The sequence below is a fragment of the Lewinella sp. genome, assembly GCF_050633125.1.
In the GTDB taxonomy this organism is placed as follows: Bacteria; Bacteroidota; Bacteroidia; order Chitinophagales; family Saprospiraceae; genus Lewinella.
The window spans coordinates 1-17,342 of the sequence record NZ_JBOEFX010000115.1 but is presented as its reverse complement, the minus strand read 5'-3'; the positions used below and the strand labels follow the sequence as shown (position 1 = coordinate 17,342).

Below are 17,342 nucleotides of genomic sequence, written 5' to 3'. Positions count from 1 at the left end.
ACAAATATAAGCATCTTTTTATGATAAATGCAGGTTCTGACTCGGCCATTTTTCAATGCTGGGTTTCATTTGAAGACGAGGCTGTCTTTTTCGCGTATTACTGTCTTGCAATTTTATTGTGCAAACATTGAATTTTGTCGTATATTGCACCCAAGCAATGATATTATAATCCACAATCCATGAATGTAGCTTTACAAAAACTTTTCGTCCTGCTGGGACTGCTGTCTTTACCCTTCTGGGGGTGGGGGCAGTCAGTTGACCTGCTGACGTACCAAAACAGTGAGGTCGACTATGACTTTACCTCTCGGCCAAATTCGCCTTCTTTGCCGGGAGCGTTCCAGCCAGATAATGGCACCGTTGAACTTATCAACAACGGTAACTGGGAATACACCGTCGTTTATACTCCCAATGAAGGCTTTACTGGCACGGACAATTTTCGCATTGTTCGTTGGGTCATTGATCCTATTCCGGCTTTCCGCACCGTTGACGTAAACGTCACCGTTGCTCCGGCGCTCATTAAAGCTTATCATGACTATGCGGTCACTTACACGGATCAGCCTGTTGTAGTAGACGTTTTAGCCAATGACATTAGCAGCAATGGTGTCAAGGTTTTACAAGCAGTTCCTGCTATCAATCACGGTGATGCAACTTTCAATGCAACTACTGGCCTTATTTCCTTTACCCCTGCCCCAGGGTTTAGAGGTACTGCCCACTTCAACTATGCCCTCTGCAATGGAGTAGGGGACTGTGATGATGGCACGGTCAGTATTACCGTAATGGAACAAACACCAACAACAGAGGATGAGGTAACAAAGGTTTTTGTTAAGAAAAACGAAACCCAATTTATCCTTGTGCCAGACAACTATACCGTTGTTCAGGCCCCAACAAATGGTGTTTTTGATCAAGGTGCAGACGTACCAGAGTATACTCCTTCCCAAGATTATTCAGGTACCGACGAGATCATCCTAACGGATGGCAACCATAATTTGACCTTCGATATCGAAGTGCTTGATTTAGAAACAAATAGCTTTGCGTTTGATGATCGGGCATTTACTACAACGAATACCGGTGTAGACATCGCAGTGCTTGCTAATGACCTCGCACTGACTGGCTGTAACCTTAATGACGTAACTAGTCCACAACATGGTACGTTACAGCAAAACGGCAACGAATTTACTTATACTCCTGACGATGGGTTTATTGGTGTAGACCAGTTTACGTACAGTTCTAATATCTGTGGTTCCGGTGCAGCCAATGAAATAGCAACGGTAACAATCTTCGTGAGCAATTTTGCTCCTGACCGGACGACTTTTCACATGGCTACGCCAAAGACGGTACCCATGATTATTGGGTACAATGTTCCGGTTTCTACGTTCTCTTTTGAAGTGACTTCTCAAGGCGAACTAGGCGAAACCGTTTTCCTGGAAGGCGAAGTGAATACTGTTATCAATGGCCTACCTATACAGGGTAACAACATCCTTCTTTATATCCCTCATACGGATGTATCCGAGGGATTAGATGAAGTAGAAATCACTTATTGCCTTGAGGACCCTAACCCTAATAGCAATGATTGCCTAGTAAGTAAGCAGGTTAAAATCTGGATGACGATTCTTGATGTAGGTGACAACGGAGAACCCGTATGCGTAGGTGATTGTGTATGGGCTGGAGACACTAATGCAGATGGCATTGTCAACATGAATGACCTACTGCCTATTGGTCGCAGTATGGGTGAAATCGGCGAAGAACGCGCTGGCGCTACCTTTGATCTTTGGTACGGGCAGTACGCAGAAAATTGGGGTAGTTTGTTTGGAGGAAGTGAGGTAATTGACATCAAGCATATCGATGCAGATGGCAACAGTATTGTTACTGCAACTGATACCACGGCTATTCGCTCTTTTTATGGGCGAACCCACAACATGGTACCCTCAGTAATGCCTTATGCACCTTACGAGTTTATCCTTGATGGTCCTCTCTTTATTACTGCTGGTGATTATGTAGAATTTTCTATCTCAGTAGGTACGTCAGAGGCTCCTGCGGAAGACCTTTACGGTTTCGTCTTTCCTTTTACTTACAACCCTGATGCCGTTCGCCCCTCTAGTGTTAGTGTTAACTGGCACGACAACAACTTTATGGCTTACGACTCGCCTGTACTTTTCATGGATCACAATAACTTTAGTGGTCACTTTGAAGCAGGTTACACCCGTACCAGTGGCCTGGTAGCCAGTGGCCATGGGGAATTGGGTACTCTTGGGATTGTTATTGATGATATTGCAGGATTCCGCACCGACGAAGAAGAGATTATTCTTGAGTTTGGTGGTGAAACAGGCAGTAGCCTTGATCAGTTTGGCGAATACAATTCGGTTTATGTTCGTCCGTTCCAGGTACGAGTAAGATTGAATGATGATGAAGATACCCTCGTAGACGAGTTAAGGGAGGATTTATTAAAAACTTACCCTAATCCTACTAGTGAATATTTGAATGTTCATCTAAACGGTCAGCAGGAGTTTGAACAATTAACCCTCCGTACAATGACAGGACAGGTTGTTCATCACCAGGAATCGTCTGGCATCAATCATGCTACGCTCAATGTAAGCCGCTTAACACCCGGTATTTATATCCTTAGCGTAACCAGTGAAAAAGGAGTAATCAACCGTAAGATTGAAATCTTGCGATAAATAAGAATCATTGCTTTTTATTTTATGTCTGACTAGGGATAGTCAGATGAATTCGTGGAATTATTATCATTGCAAAGCCACACCGGGAGGTGTGGCTTTTTTCATTATGCGCCCTCTCAAAATATGGATAAGAGGCATAGGGAAAGCGAAAGCGGATAGCTTTGATCGAATACAGAAAAGTAAGCTCTTTTTACACCTAAGTAATAACATTTGATTTCCCTCACTCGTTAGAAGAATTGACGATGAAGCTATAAAGGCTTATTGCGTCTAGACCATTAATAACTACTCTGCGAAAACTACACACTTCGTAAATCTTGCAGCAAATTGCTGCCTCTAAAAACTAGCTATGTTCACTATTCGTACGTTTGCCTTAGGCGCAAGCCTTTTGCTTAGTAGTTTACTTTTCGCGCAACCGCCAGGTAGCGAACTCTCTACACGAGATGCTAACCAAGTAACTACGCTTGGTGTCACCAACACAACCCTTTTTGACCAGCTAATGGTAACAGTAGAAGGCGTAGGAAGTAATTCCCGGCTCACACAAGAACAGCAGAGTTTGAAACCTTATCTGATGCCTGTGCGAAAGATGGGATTCAGAGGCTCGGATTGGAGTTACATGCTTGCCAGCTGTCTGGAGTATTATGTAAACCTTAGTAGGAACTTTAAGGACAATCTTAGTCCGGACTATATCTCTCTTAGTTTACAATCTCAAGGCCAGCGATCCTCATTGGACCAAGGATTGAAGTTCTTGGTGCAGAACGGTACTGTCAGTGCAGCCATCGTCCCTTACGATGCAGCTCAGGTATCTTCTACCGTATATGCGACTACGAAGTATCAAATCAACAACTATTTGCATCTTTTCCAACCATTTGCCTCTCCCAGAGAAAAGATTTTTGAACTCCGTAAGGCATTGATTAGAGGTAATCCCGTTTTGGTTGAATTTCAGGCTAGTGCAGATTTCCCACAGTTGGGGCCTACACGAAGCTGGGAGCCAGATCACAGTAATACCAAAATAGCCTACACCTTATTAGTGGTAGGCTTTGATGAAAACCAGCAGGCTTTTGAGGTAATGAGTAGCTGGGGTAGCGCTTGGGCCAACAATGGTTATCTTTCGATCAATTACAATGATCTTGCTAATCGGGCAACCAACGGTTATGTTATGGTTCCTAATACTTACTAGATTAATGAGAGTAGGCCTTTTAAGTGATACCCATAGTTTTCTTGATCCCAAGATATTCACCCACTTTGCAGAAGTAGATGAAATATGGCATGGTGGTGATATCGGTGTACCTGAAATAATGGACCAGCTAGAGGCATTTAAACCCGTAAGAGCTGTTTTTGGAAATATAGATGAGCCCGAATTAAGGCATCGCTATCCTGAGGACCTTTTGTTTATCGCTGACGGGGTCAAAGTCTTCATAACGCACATTGGGGGCTATCCAGGGAGGTATAATACGAGGGTACGTAAATTATTGGATGAATTTAAGCCAAAGCTCTACATCTGCGGTCATTCACACATTCTAAAGGTTATGCCAGATAAGAAGAGAGAGCTATTGCATGTCAACCCCGGCGCTTGTGGACAACACGGTTTTCATAAAATGCGTACAATTGTCCGTTTTTCCCTAACTTCTGGTCGGATTCATGATATGGAAGTGATTGAATTAGGGCTGCGTGGCAGATAATAGCTAATAATGTTGCGTCCGCCCGCAGAGGTAACCTTTTCAATAGAAAAAAATGGATAAGACAGCGATACGTAATCTACTTGACCAGGAGATTGTCAAGACAAAAAAGAAAATAGAAGAATACGAAGAAATGTCCTCTCCTGTAAGCCCGGATGATGCTATTGGACGAGTGTCTAGAATGGATGCCATTAATAACAAAAGCGTGACGGAGGCTGCTTTACGTCAATCAAAAGATAAACTTAGCAAACTACGTCACGCTTTACACCGGGTCGATGAAGACGATTTTGGCCTTTGCAAGCGATGCGGTAAAGCTATACCCGTAATGAGGGTGGCACTTATGCCACAAAGTCCTTTTTGTGTCAATTGTGCCCGCTAGGACATCGTCAAGTACTTGTTTGGTACGGGTTCGTATTGAAAATCAAGGGTTTAATGGTTCTGGCGACAATCAAAATGTGAGTTTGGCGAGCCAAACGAGCACTTTGATGCGAAGTCAGGTTCATAAAGCGTTGGTTTTCAGGCGTAGTGAGTACCAAACATGCTCTTAAAACCCAGTGTAGATGAAATACATGAGAATAAGTAAAAGCACTGTTACCCCAGCCAAGATTAAAAAGAACTTATAATTTGCCTTTTCATCTTTGGCTTCAATACGCTGTTGTTTTCTGGATTTCCGTTTTCTTGTTGACATAATATATTTTTAGCTTGTAATGGGCATATTTTTTTGTGATCATAGTAAACCAAAAACTAAAACTCTTCTCCTTGTCCCTGAAGGGCACTAAGACACAGTTGTTTATGATTTTCACTCTAACCAATTCAAAAAAAATTGCCCGTGAAGATAACTTGTTTGCCCAAATTTATATGGCCGATTGAGAATATCCCAAATTTTCCTTTGGAATTTTACAAAAAGACCTCGATTAATTGATTCTGTGTTTTTTGATCTTTATTGCTGCCCTTCATAAAAAGTGACAATACGTTCGTCGGTTATCACATCCTGAGGACGAAGTGCTTGACGGAGAATGACCCCATCCAAGGTGCGACATCGACTTAACGCAACATAGGTCTGTCCATGCTCAAAAGCCCCCCGTCCTAAGTCAATAATCACCTTGTCGAAAGTCTTTCCTTGGGCCTTGTGAATCGTAACAGACCAAGCCAAGCGTAAAGGGAACTGTTTAAATGACCCAAGGCTTTCTGTTCCTATTTCATTGGGCTTTTGTTCATCCAACTTGTATCGTAAAATTTCCCATTCGTGTCGTTCCACCTTTACCTCTTCACTTTTATTATCCTCTTCCACTAAAATGGTAATGGTATCCTCTTCCATCTTAATGACTTTCCCTATTGTCCCGTTGACGTACTTTTTATCAGGATCATTGCGTAAAAACATAACCTGCGCATTCAATTTCAGGTGTAAGAGGGCATCTGTTGGAAAAAGTCGGTCCGGGAAATTTCCATTCACCTTTGCCAAGAAGGTTTTTGCAGGAAAAGGAATAGCTTCTAATCCTTCTTTATTGATGGCATCAACCCGGGCATTCCGAGCTGACAAGGTAATCGCAAATTCAGGATTAGGTTCTTCAGGCAAATGGCGAGCATTCAAATCCTCAAGATCATCGTAATCCAGTCGATTCAGTCTTATTCCTTCTAAAAGTCGTAAAAAATGGCGATTTTCTTGCCGATAAACGGTATTAAGCTCAATCATTTCCATGCTCACCGGAGGCTGAATGACCTTTGCAGAGAAAAAGTAGGGAGATTCGTAGGTTGTACGAAACAGTTGTTTTTCCACCTCCGAAGCGACCACTGGTGGAAGTTGAAAGAGGTCGCCAAAAAAGACCATCTGCACGCCACCAAAAGGCCGAGGATCATCCCGGTGTAGCCGCAGAAAGTAATCAATATTGTCCAGCATATCTGCTCTGACCATACTGATTTCATCAATAACAATGGTGTCTAGTTTTTGATATAGCTGCCGGTAGCGGCGTTTCTTAATATCCCGGCGAGGGTCAATGAGTCGGGGAGGAAAACCAAAAAAGGAATGTATCGTTTGCCCCTTTACATTCAGTGCGGCCACACCAGTAGGAGCGAGAACCACTATTTTTTTGTTGGTAGTTTGGCGGAACAATTGAAGCAAGGTTGACTTGCCTGTGCCTGCACGTCCGGTAACGAAAAGTAAATCGTTACTTTTCTCCATACGCTCCAATGCATAAACAAAATCACGATTAAGAATTAGTGCCTTTTTATCTTCCATTTATAAGCATACTTATAGTTGCCAAAGGTGCACTTTTATACTGAGTTCACCCAATGATAAGCCTGTGGATATTGCTGCTGTTGCTCGCTGAAAGAGAATAAAGCTACAATCTAGTGCAATTTATAAATGGAATGCATAACTATTAAAGGCTTAGCTGTATCTTTGCTGCTTGCAAAAAATATGCGTATGCCAAGTATATCTCATCGTAGTACAACTGTCCCACTTTCTCCTTTCCGGAAATTGATTCCAATAGCTGATGAAGCTAAGAAGAAGGGGCGTCACGTATATCATCTAAATATTGGCCAGCCAGATATACTCACTCCACCTAAAGCGATTGAGCGCTTCCAAGCTGAGCCATTAAAAATTCTTGCTTATAGTCCTGCTGAAGGGCACCAAAATTACCGAGAAGCCTTGGTTGACTACTATGCCCGATATGATATTGGTCTGGGGTATGAAGACATCATCGTTACAACGGGGGGCTCTGAGGCTATTCTGTTTTTTTTATTGGCTTGCCTTGATCCAGGAGATGAAATCATCGTTCCCGAGCCATTTTACGCAAATTACAATGGCTTCGGTCACATCGCTGATATCCGAGTAATACCTATTACTTGTAATATTAAAGATGGTTTTGCGCTGCCACCTATTGAGGAGTTTGCCGCTAAAATAACGCCCCGGACTAAAGCTATTTTTATCACCAACCCCAATAACCCCACTGGTTGCTGTTACGCCCCCGCTACGTTACAACAACTAGGTAAATTGGTGAAAGAGAAAGATATCTTTCTCTGTGTTGATGAAGTTTACCGCGAGTTTTGTTACGGAGAGAATACCTTTCTATCTGCGCTGAGTTTGCCAGAAATTGACGACCATACAGTAGTCATTGATTCCGTCTCTAAACGATACAGTGCATGTGGCGCCAGGGTAGGAGCACTTGTTACCCGTAACCAAGACGTTACAGCTGCTATTTCCCGTTACGCCAAGCTTCGCCTGAGTCCTCCAGGATTAGGGCAGATGCTCTCTTTGTATATGCTACAGGATGATCAAGCCTATCTTAATGGTGTCAAAGAAGAATACGAACGCCGCCGAAATACGGTCTTTCAGCGGTTACGGGCCATGCCTGGTGTTGATTCTTATCTGCCAGGAGGGGCATTCTATTGTTTTGCACGAATGCCGGTAGATGATGCTGAAGATTTTTGTCGTTGGCTCTTGGAGGACTTTGAGCATAAAGGTGCAACAGTAATGCTTTCTCCAGGCCAAGGTTTTTATGCCACCCCCGGGCTTGGGAAAGATGAGGTACGAATAGCCTACGTTCTCAATGAAGATGATTTACATGCGGCAATGGATTGTCTGGAAGTAGCTTTGTCTGTTTACCCTGGTCGCAAAGAAGCATCTACAACTGATCTACAGCGTGCTTCTTATTAACTCAATACGTTACACCATAATAGGGTAGGAGGCTTACTTTTCTCGATAAAGACTACTGCATTCTGATGCCAACTCTGTCCAAGAGCTATGGCCTCTTTGGCGTCGATGCCTAGGATAAGGAAACTTTGCTCTGGCGGCCAAACTCCTTGAGGATCCTCACCTTGCCCCTCAAAAAACGTGTAATTATTTTCTTTGATCCAGGCAAGTAAAGTCTCATTAGCTTCCTTGTTTTTTTGAATGCTGCATAGCTTAGAATAAGGGTTCGATGCCGTTAGGAAAATAGCCTTTTTTGCGCCATTAGCTTGCAGGAGTTTGTCAATATCGGGTTCTACTCTTCCTATTTTCCAGTTAATTGAAGGCATGAAAATTCTGTAAATAGCTTGTTGGTAGGCAGTTTTGAGCTGCTCGTCGAAACCTTGTGATTTATTCCTTGGCACTTTTTTTAATTAGCAGTTCGAAAGTGATACCTTTGCGCGACTAATTTACACAAGTTTCCATTCATGGATAAGAATCAGGTAGTAGGGATTGTACTTATTTTTGCATTGCTAATGGCTTGGCAACAATTTTTTGCGCCCTCACCAGAAGCACTAGAGGCTGATCAACGCCGTCAGGATTCGATCGCTAATATAGAGCAGCAATTAGCAGATACTGCTGATGCTGTTGAACTTAACTCCCCAAATACCGCTGAGGCACCAGTAGCAGTACCGGATTCGGTTTTGTTATTGCAACGCAGTGGTGCTTACGGTGCATTTGCTGTAGCAACAATGGGGGAAGAAGAAATGATTACCCTTGAGAATGACCTTATGACTGTATCGGTTTCTACCAAAGGTGGAAATATTGATAAAGTTGTATTAAAAAAGCATTTCAAGGTACTTCTTGATTCTGCTGGTGTAGAAACCAAAATACCACTAGAACTACTAGAAGACGATAAAAACCGTTTTGAATACTTGCTTCCGGTAAGTAATATTCCTAATGGAATCGTCCGTACCAGCGATTTGTTCTTCAAGCCTGAACTTAAGGGGAATACCTTAAGTATGAAAGCTGAAATCGCTGCAGGGCAATTTGTAGAGCAAATTTATACCCTTGCCGACGGTAATTATGTTGTGGATTACCAAGTTAAGTTTAGTGGCCTTCAACAAATCCTGAGCAATGATGCCCAGCAGATTCAGTTGTCCTGGGTTAACTATCTAGACAAACTGGAAATCAACGAGGCCTACGAACGTAATTACACCTCCATCTACTACAAGCCTACTGATGACGATGCTGATCGTTGCTCTTGTACCTCTTCCGACGAAGTAACTTCGGAAAACCAAAAGGTAAAGTGGGTTGCTGCTACTAATCAGTTTTTCAATACCAGTATTATAGCAGGCGAGCAGTTTAAAGGTGTTACACTACAAACAGAAGTCCTTCCTGAAGAATCGGATGACTTGAAAAAAGTAAGTGCCGATATCCTCCTCCCTTATGCCCATAGCCCTGATGAAACAATCAGCATGCAGCTGTACATTGGGCCTAATAATTTTGATCGTTTGGAGGCACTAGGAAATGATTTGACAGATATCATTCCTTACGGTCGCAGTATTTTTGGAGCCATTAACCGATGGGTCATTCGTCCGCTGTTTAATTTCTTTGATGGAATTACCGGGAATAAAGGGATCGCAATCCTACTTCTCACCCTGTTGGTTAAGCTTATTGTTTTTCCATTGACTTATAAGATGCTGTATTCGCAGTCTAAGATGGCCGCAATGAAGCCCTACCTGGAGAAGGCAAAGGCTAAGCACAAGGATGACGCCCAAGCGCAGCAAATGGAAACGATGAAGATGTATCGAGAGTACGGTGTAAACCCTCTTGGAGGATGCCTGCCCATGGTGCTGCAGCTGCCCATATGGTTTGCTCTCTATCGATTCTTCCCGGCCGCAATAACCTTCCGACAAGAGGGTTTCTTATGGGCGACAGACCTTTCAAGTTACGATGTCCTGATGCGCCTACCTTTTGAAATCCCTCTCGGGTTTGGTGCACACATCAGTCTTTTTGCAGTACTTTGGGCAATAACCACCCTGATTTATACCTATTACAACACCAAACACATGGACTTTGGGGCAAACCCAATGATGAAGTACTTCCAGTACATTATGCCTGTCATGTTCCTTGGTTTCTTTAATAGTTTTGCTTCGGGACTTACATGTTACTTGTTGTTTAGTAATATCATCAATATTACCCAAACGGTAGTGACTAAAAATTTCATCATCGACAATGATAAAATTATTGAAGAGTTAGAAGCCAACAAACGTAAACCAAAGAAGAAATCGGGCTTCCAGGAGCGCCTCCAGACAGCAATGGAAGAACAAAAACGTAAGCAAGCAGCAATGGAGGCCAAGAAAAAGAAGAAGTAAGTAATGTTATAAGATCATGATCGTTCTTCGCCTGTTGCGGTTTCCTAACTTGGTGGTAGTAGCCCTAACACAATGGCTAGTCGCCCAGCAAATTCTAGGTAAAGCTTATGAGCAGGAAGGTCTAGTTGCAGTATTGAACATTGAAGAGTTGTTGCTAATCATTTTTGCAACAGTTTGCCTTACAGCAGCAGGTTATGTAATCAATGATCTTTTGGATTACCCTATTGATATGATCAACCGCCCTGAACGGGTATTAGTTGGACAGAAAATCGAGGAGGGTACCGTTAGGTGGTTGATTGCCAGTCTTATTTTTATAGGTTTCTTTTCCAGTATTCTGCTGGCTTTTCTCAAACAAGAACTTGCTTGGTTATGGTTGTTTCCATGCTTTGCAGTGTTATTGGGCATTTACCCTCGCGCCTTAAAAACCAAGCCTTTTGCGGGCAATGTTTTTATTGCTTTTTGTTGTGCAGGAACTGCAGGCCTTATCTGGTTGGCCGAACGCAGCACTTGGCGCTTACTCAGTGAGCCCAAAATGGATCAGGTCAGTTTTATTATCCTTCTATTCATGGGCTATGCTTTCCTGGCTACCTGGATTCGGGAAATCATTAAAGATTTTGAAGACCTGTATGGTGATATTCGATTAGGTAGAAATACCCTGCCAGCATACTTAGGAGTAACTCAGGCAAAAAGATTTGTATTTGCGTTGAGCCTTGTTCTTATCGTCACCCTTTGTATCGGACTAATTCCTTGGAGCTATTCTCTTTTTCAACCGCAAACTGCTACAGTAAGTGGTTGCTTAATAATAGGGGTTGTTATTCTCTTGAAAAAAATGCGTCAAGCTAGTCAGTCAGAACATTACTTTAACCTTAGTCAACAATGGAAATTCTTTCTTTTAGGAGGTCTTCTCTTGTTGTTCCTTTACAAAATATAAATCTTTGCTGCTTAAAGAAAATCACCGAATTATACTGGCTTCAAAGTCACCTCGTCGCAGTCAATTATTGGAAGAGGCAGGCTTGCCGTTTGAAGTTAGAACACTTGAGGTAGAGGAATCCTACCCTGATGATATGCCCGTAGAAGAGGTGCCCGTTTATTTAGCAAAGAAAAAAGCACGAGCGTCCAAGGTCTTTCTAGAATCTGATAACGACATCATCCTTGCTGCCGACAGTGTAGTAATTCTGAATGGCATCATTTTTGGAAAGCCACAAAATGAAGAGGAGGCTCATACAATGTTGGCTGAGTTATCTGGCCAAGAGCATCAGGTGATCACCGGTGTTTGTTTACTCACTAATAAGGAAGAGATTGCCTTTGGTGACTTGACCAAAGTCAAATTTGCTCCATTAAGCAAGGAAGATATTCGCTATTATGTAAGTAACTATAGGCCCTTTGACAAAGCGGGGTCTTATGCGATCCAAGAGTGGATTGGACTCTGTAAAGTAGAAAAAATTGAAGGTACTTATGCTAATGTAATGGGCTTACCCGTTGAACGTGTATGGAACGCACTACAAGATCTATTAAATTAAGTCAGCGCCTCTTACAAATCAGTGTTTTTACCCTGCTTTTAAGTCGGGCCTGGCAGTATTTGTATTGGGATAGTCCTTTACGCACGCTGCTTTGGGACGAGGACCTGGCATCTCCATTTGTCATGCGCCTAGGCTGGACTTGGAGCGAATGGGTGAGCTCGCCCCAAGCAAGTCTTTACATCGATCAGATGACTTTGATGCTTGGGATAGGCTTTCTTATTGCTGCATTGGGAACATTGCTTTTCAACAAGTTCCCTTCCATCAGTTTTTCCCTGCTAATTTTAGGCGGCTCACTTTGTTTGTTTCACGCCTTATTGGATACCAAAGATCACTTTGGTAGAATAGGCCATTTCGCGGAGTTAAGTTTGCAGTGGATGAGCCCGTTTTTATTGGCATTCTTATTGTCAAAACTTTACACAGATAACAGGTTCCATTATTGGGTTAGACTAGCCATTGCACTCACTTTTATTGGACACGGACTTTACGCCTGGGGTTATTATCCCGTACCTGGTCATTTTCAACAAATGATGATCAGTGGCTTTGGAGTGACCAATGTACAAGCACTTTTTTTACTAAAAATGGCTGGTTTTTTAGATTTCCTGGCAGCGTTCCTGCTTTTTGTTCCTTTCAAAAAATGGGCATATATTGGTTTGTATTACATTATTGTCTGGGGCTTCCTTACAGCATTAGCCAGGGTTTGGAGCCACATGGAGTTAAGCTCTGTTGGCAATTTATTTACTTTTTGGTTACCCGAAGCAACCCTCCGTATAGTACACTTCCTTGTTCCACTGTCTTTACTATCCTGGTGGAAAGAAAAAAAGTGGTACTTTAATAAGTGACACTGCTTCCCTTTTATGAGTCTAAAGAAAGATATTTGTTACTTAGTCAAACTACTAGTCATGAAAAAAGTCCTTTTGCTATTTTCTTTCCTATTATTCTTAATGAATAGCGGGCTAAATGCCCAAAATCTTGATAATAGGAACAGCTTTGCCATTCGCTACATTGGCAGTAATTATCAGTGGCCATTGGAAGATATTTCCGCCTTGAATTTGGATGACTTTAATTCCGGTTTTGAAGTGGAATATTTCCATGCACTTGGCAACCTTTTGGATCTAAGTTTTCCCCTAAGAGTTGCGAGTGCTCAGCTTCCGCAAAACGCAACCGGTGATCCTACCCGCCAGGCGCTTAACATTGGATTGGATGCCTTACTCAATCTTAATATTTACAAAGGGAAAGTTTTCCGCCCGAGAGTATTTGCCGGAGTAGGGGGCTTAGTCGAAAATTCCGATAAACTGACGCTTGACATTCCTTTAGGCGTAGGCTTAGATATTCTTTTATCTAAGTCGACTTACCTTAGTACAACTGCTGGTTATCACCTCAATAACAATGATTTCAGGGATCATCTTCAAGCTGGCCTTGGTTTACGCATGATGATTGGCGAAGACCCTAACCAAGCTCCTGAAGTAGCCGACCGCGATAACGATGGTATTCCTGATGCACAAGATCTTTGCCCTGATCAAGCTGGCACCCTTGCCCTTAATGGTTGCCCCGACCGCGACGGTGATGGTGTTGCTGACGGTAGTGATAGCTGCCCAGATTTAGCCGGAGTACTCAAGTTAAAAGGCTGTCCAGATACTGATAGCGACGGCATTGCAGATAAAGACGATGCGTGTCCTAATCAGGCTGGCCCTATTAGCAACAAAGGCTGTCCGGTGACCGATCGCGACAGTGATGGTGTTGCTGATGTAGATGACCTTTGTCCGGATATAGCGGGAAGCGCAGCTACAATGGGCTGCCCGGATCGGGATGGAGACGGCATTGCTGACAAGGATGATGACTGCCCTAACCAGCCTGGGACCGCAGCTAATAATGGTTGTCCCGATTCCGACAACGACGGTATTGTAGATCGCCTGGATTCATGTCCTAATCTTGCTGGACCAGCCAGTAATAAAGGTTGCCCTGAAATTGCTCAAACGGACCGTGAGGTACTTGCTGAAGCAGTGCAATCCATCGCCTTTGAAACAGGTAGCGCAACCTTGCGAAGTGAGTCTTATGCTATTTTGGACAAGGTTGTAGACATATTACAGCGATACGCTGGCTATAAGGTTCGCATAGGAGGACACACGGATTCTATCGGATCTGCTGGCGACAACCTGAATCTTTCAAAACGTCGAGCTAAAGCTTGTTACGATTACCTCTTGAACAAAGGAATTAATGCTACAAGAATGTCGCACGAAGGATATGGTGAAACTCAGCCTATTGGCGACAATCGTTATGCTCCAGGGCGTGAACAAAACCGCAGGGTTGAATTTGACCTGTACATAGAATAGATTTTCCCACCCACATAAAAAATCCCGCTGCCTAATTTCTTGAGCAGCGGGATTTTTTTATTCAGCCTGGTTGAAAACCAAATTACAAAGCTTGTTGTAAAGCAGCTTCAATCGCAGCAGCGCCGCGTAAGTTTACAGCCGCAATTTTTCCTTCACGGTCAATAAGGAAAGTGCGAGGGATACTAGATACGCCGTAAGAACGGCCGGCGGCACTTTCCCATTTTTTAAGGTCACTTACATGATACTCCCAAGAAAGTCCGTCTTGCTCAATGGCATTCACCCAGCGTTGCTTCTGGCCTTCCATTACCCGATCCATATCTTCTGGCTTGTAGCGGGCCTTACTACGTGTATCTAGGCCATCAAGAGAGACACTGTAAACAGTAAACCCTTGAGCTTTATAACGGTTATATACCTCTACAACGTTTGGGTTCTCTCGGCGGCAAGGGCCACACCAACTTGCCCAAAAATCAAGAAGGACTACTTTGCCACGCAGATCAGAAAGCGCATATTCTTTACCATCCGGGCTCGACATGCGAATATCTGGTGCTTGCATACCTACTTGAATAGGGCCTGCACTGCGTTGCTGCTGTGACAAAGCCTGCTGCTCAATGTTAGTGATATGAGTAGCATAGGCAGCTGTACCTTCAGCATCAGGGTAGGCCATTGTCAGCCGTTCCAATGCTTTCTTTTGAGTAGGGATAAACTGACCGTTATTTCCCAGTGAAGTGAAAGCAATATACGCAGCAAGGTGAGGGTTGCTTACACTATCTACAAAAGCTGCAATGTCTTCCGGCTTATATTCCCGGCGAAACAATCCTTGCATTGTTCTGGTTAGCGTTTTTGAATCATTTGAACCACTGATCTCAAAATTATACGTTTGCAAATTTTCCAAATTGCCATCTAGCACCACATGAGACTCAGTACCATCAAGAACGAAATTTACTTTCTTGGCACCGATTCTAAGGTTGTATATGCCGGCTGGTAAGCCATCAGGAAAAGCAAGGCTAAAACTACCATTGGCTCCCAAGTCTGTACTTTGGAGTGGTGTACTTGCTTTGCCCAGACGTACCTCATCTACAAACACCTGCAAATTTGCAGCATTTTCAATGTTCCCTTCTATAGTCAGGCCCTGTTCTTGACAAGCCTGGGTTATTAACATAATCAGCAGGAATCCGCTGAAACGTAGTATCGATTTCATAATCTATTTGGTTGATCAGAATTAATAATATTATTGCTCAATAAGCTCACCGAGGGTATGGTCGTAAGTAGACTTCCATTCTCTAACAGCGCCAAAGTCTTGTCCATCAATAGTAACATTGCCTGCTACCGTTTGACCAAGCTTCGTATTAATAATGTTTTGTGCTTTCAAATGGTTCAGTAATGCCTCTTCTTGCTCAGGTTTAACTGCAACCATCACCCGGCTTTGGCTCTCTCCGAAGAGGAAAGCATCTTTACGGATACTTGGATCTGTATTTACTGCAAAACCAATACCTTTTGGCATTGCTGCCTCCATCAGTGTAACAAATAGGCCACCTTCTGAAACATCATGACAAGCGTCAATTAATCCAGCTTTGATGATTTTGGAAACTTCCTGCTGCAATGCATACTCTTCTTCCAGGTCAAAATATGGAACCGGAGATTGCTCAACACCGTGAATAAGCCGTAGGTATTCTGAACTCCCCAGGTCTTCCCGGCTTTGGCCCAGTAGGTAAATAGACTGCCCTGCTTCTTTAAAGTAAAGCGTCATTGCCTGCTCATAGTGATCTAGAAGTCCCAGCATTCCAATGGTGGGAGTAGGGTAGACCGGTTCCGTTCCATTTTTATGAACAGACTGATTGTAGAAGCTCACATTACCTCCTGTAACAGGAGTATCAAACTTACGGCAAGCTTCCCCCATACCTTTGATGGCGTTTACAAACTGAAAATAAACTTCAGGATTGTAAGGGTTTCCGAAATTGAGGCAATTGGTAATTGCTACAGGAAGGCCACCAGAGCAAACAATATTTCTTGCTGCTTCCGCCACTGCAATCATCGTTCCCTTGTAAGGATCGGCATAAACGTAGGCAGAATTACAATCTGTCGTTACAGCTAGTGCCTTGGTTGACCCCTTAACTCTTACCAAGGCGGCATCGCTAGGGGCGTTTGTTCCCATTGAGTTGGTACGAACCATGCTATCGTATTGCTCGTAAATCCAGCGCTTAGAAACAATATTTGGAGAAGCAAAAAGCTGCTTTGCTGTAGCTAATGTATCATCAGGGGCAGTAATAGCTTCCTGGTCAAAAGCGGCAATCTTATCGAAGTAGGTAGGCCGGGTGTATTCCCTCTCATAAACAGGAGCGCCACCGCCAAGCACCAATGGCTCAGCAGGAACATCGGCAACCTTTTCACCTTCATAGAAAAACTCTAAGCGACCGGTGTCAGTAACTACACCAATTTCTTCACATTCTAAATCCCACTTGTCAAAAACATCAAGCAGCTTCTGTTCTTCGCCTTTTTTGGCAACGATCAGCATTCTTTCCTGACTTTCGCTAAGAAGAATTTCAAAAGGTACCATATTGCTTTGGCGAGTAGGAACTTTACTCAAATCAATCTGCATACCAGTGCCACTTTTAGCACTCATTTCACTGGTAGAACAGGTAATTCCCGCTGCTCCCATATCTTGCATTCCTACTACGGCTCCGGTAGTAATAACTTCCAGACTTGCTTCTAATAATAGCTTTTCCTGGAATGGATCACCTACTTGAACAGCTGGTAGATCGTCCGCCGAGTCTTCGGTAAGATCAGCAGAAGCGAAGGTAGCACCGTGGATACCATCTTTACCGGTAGCGGAACCAACGATAAAGACAGGATTGCCAGGCCCATCAGCACTCGCTGAAACAGTTTCACCTGCTTTAACGATCCCTACAGACATGGCATTGACCAATATATTTTGGTTGTAACAGCTATTGAAATATACTTCACCACCTACCGTTGGCACACCAAAACAGTTACCATAATCACCAATACCACTCACGACTCCTTTGACAAGGCGACGCGTATGAGGTTCCTTGATATCACCGAAACGCAGAGAGTTTAAAGCAGCAATAGGCCTAGCCC

14 protein-coding genes are annotated in these 17,342 nt (G+C 43.3%); 10 read left to right on the top strand and 4 right to left on the bottom strand.

Annotation, left to right across the window (positions count from 1 at the left end; genetic code table 11):
* Nucleotides 1-179 precede the first annotated feature (179 nt).
* From ACRBG0_RS22845 to ACRBG0_RS22830, 4 genes are all read left to right on the top strand, one after another.
* Nucleotides 180-2,675, top strand: coding sequence for an Ig-like domain-containing protein (locus tag ACRBG0_RS22845; protein WP_431489162.1), 2,496 nt, complete (start codon nucleotides 180-182; stop codon nucleotides 2,673-2,675).
* A gap of 346 nt (nucleotides 2,676-3,021) precedes the next feature.
* Entirely contained in the window at nucleotides 3,022-3,852 is an 831-nt protein-coding gene (locus ACRBG0_RS22840; protein WP_431489161.1) for a C1 family peptidase, read from the top strand.
* Between the two features lie 4 nt (nucleotides 3,853-3,856).
* Nucleotides 3,857-4,354 carry a metallophosphoesterase family protein gene (locus tag ACRBG0_RS22835; protein ID WP_431489160.1) on the top strand — a complete coding sequence of 166 codons (498 nt, stop codon included), beginning with the start codon at nucleotides 3,857-3,859 and terminating at the stop codon, nucleotides 4,352-4,354.
* A 52-nt stretch (nucleotides 4,355-4,406) separates the two neighbouring features.
* Nucleotides 4,407-4,730: a TraR/DksA family transcriptional regulator gene (locus ACRBG0_RS22830; RefSeq protein ID WP_431489159.1), complete on the top strand. Its 324-nt coding sequence runs from the start codon at nucleotides 4,407-4,409 to the stop codon at nucleotides 4,728-4,730.
* A gap of 561 nt (nucleotides 4,731-5,291) precedes the next feature.
* Here ACRBG0_RS22830 and ACRBG0_RS22825 read toward each other — a convergent pair.
* Nucleotides 5,292-6,587: an ATP-dependent DNA helicase gene (locus tag ACRBG0_RS22825; protein WP_431489158.1), complete on the bottom strand. Its 1,296-nt coding sequence runs from the start codon at nucleotides 6,585-6,587 to the stop codon at nucleotides 5,292-5,294.
* A 186-nt stretch (nucleotides 6,588-6,773) separates the two neighbouring features.
* On the opposite strand from ACRBG0_RS22825, the gene ACRBG0_RS22820 reads away from it, so the two are divergent.
* On the top strand, nucleotides 6,774-8,006 hold the full coding sequence (locus ACRBG0_RS22820; protein WP_431489157.1) for a pyridoxal phosphate-dependent aminotransferase: 1,233 nt from the start codon (nucleotides 6,774-6,776) through the stop codon (nucleotides 8,004-8,006).
* Here ACRBG0_RS22820 and ACRBG0_RS22815 read toward each other — a convergent pair.
* Entirely contained in the window at nucleotides 8,003-8,443 is a 441-nt protein-coding gene (locus ACRBG0_RS22815) for a DUF3293 domain-containing protein (protein ID WP_431489156.1), read from the bottom strand. The genes ACRBG0_RS22820 and ACRBG0_RS22815 overlap by 4 nt on opposite strands.
* A 63-nt stretch (nucleotides 8,444-8,506) precedes the next feature.
* On the opposite strand from ACRBG0_RS22815, the gene yidC reads away from it, so the two are divergent.
* From yidC to ACRBG0_RS22790, 5 genes are read left to right on the top strand one after another with little or no spacing between them, the layout of a single operon-like run.
* Complete coding sequence (gene yidC / locus ACRBG0_RS22810; RefSeq protein WP_431489155.1) at nucleotides 8,507-10,396, top strand: membrane protein insertase YidC; 1,890 nt, start codon at nucleotides 8,507-8,509, stop codon at nucleotides 10,394-10,396.
* Between the two features lie 16 nt (nucleotides 10,397-10,412).
* Entirely contained in the window at nucleotides 10,413-11,327 is a 915-nt protein-coding gene (locus ACRBG0_RS22805) for a UbiA family prenyltransferase (protein ID WP_431489154.1), read from the top strand.
* Nucleotides 11,328-11,331: 4 nt separating this feature from the next.
* Nucleotides 11,332-11,916: a Maf family nucleotide pyrophosphatase gene (locus ACRBG0_RS22800; protein WP_431489153.1), complete on the top strand. Its 585-nt coding sequence runs from the start codon at nucleotides 11,332-11,334 to the stop codon at nucleotides 11,914-11,916.
* Nucleotides 11,886-12,755, top strand: a complete 870-nt coding sequence (locus tag ACRBG0_RS22795; RefSeq protein WP_431489152.1) for a hypothetical protein — start codon at nucleotides 11,886-11,888, stop codon at nucleotides 12,753-12,755. The genes ACRBG0_RS22800 and ACRBG0_RS22795 overlap by 31 nt, the downstream gene beginning before the upstream one ends.
* A 60-nt stretch (nucleotides 12,756-12,815) precedes the next feature.
* The gene (locus ACRBG0_RS22790) at nucleotides 12,816-14,246 is read left to right on the top strand and encodes an OmpA family protein (protein WP_431489151.1); all 1,431 of its coding nucleotides are present in this window, start codon (nucleotides 12,816-12,818) and stop codon (nucleotides 14,244-14,246) included.
* Nucleotides 14,247-14,328: 82 nt separating this feature from the next.
* On the opposite strand, the gene ACRBG0_RS22785 is transcribed toward ACRBG0_RS22790, so the two are convergent.
* The gene (locus ACRBG0_RS22785; RefSeq protein WP_431489150.1) at nucleotides 14,329-15,444 is read right to left on the bottom strand and encodes a peroxiredoxin family protein; all 1,116 of its coding nucleotides are present in this window, start codon (nucleotides 15,442-15,444) and stop codon (nucleotides 14,329-14,331) included.
* Between the two features lie 30 nt (nucleotides 15,445-15,474).
* A partial coding sequence (gene purL, locus ACRBG0_RS22780) for a phosphoribosylformylglycinamidine synthase subunit PurL (protein WP_431489149.1) occupies nucleotides 15,475-17,342 on the bottom strand: 1,868 nt, incomplete at its 5' end.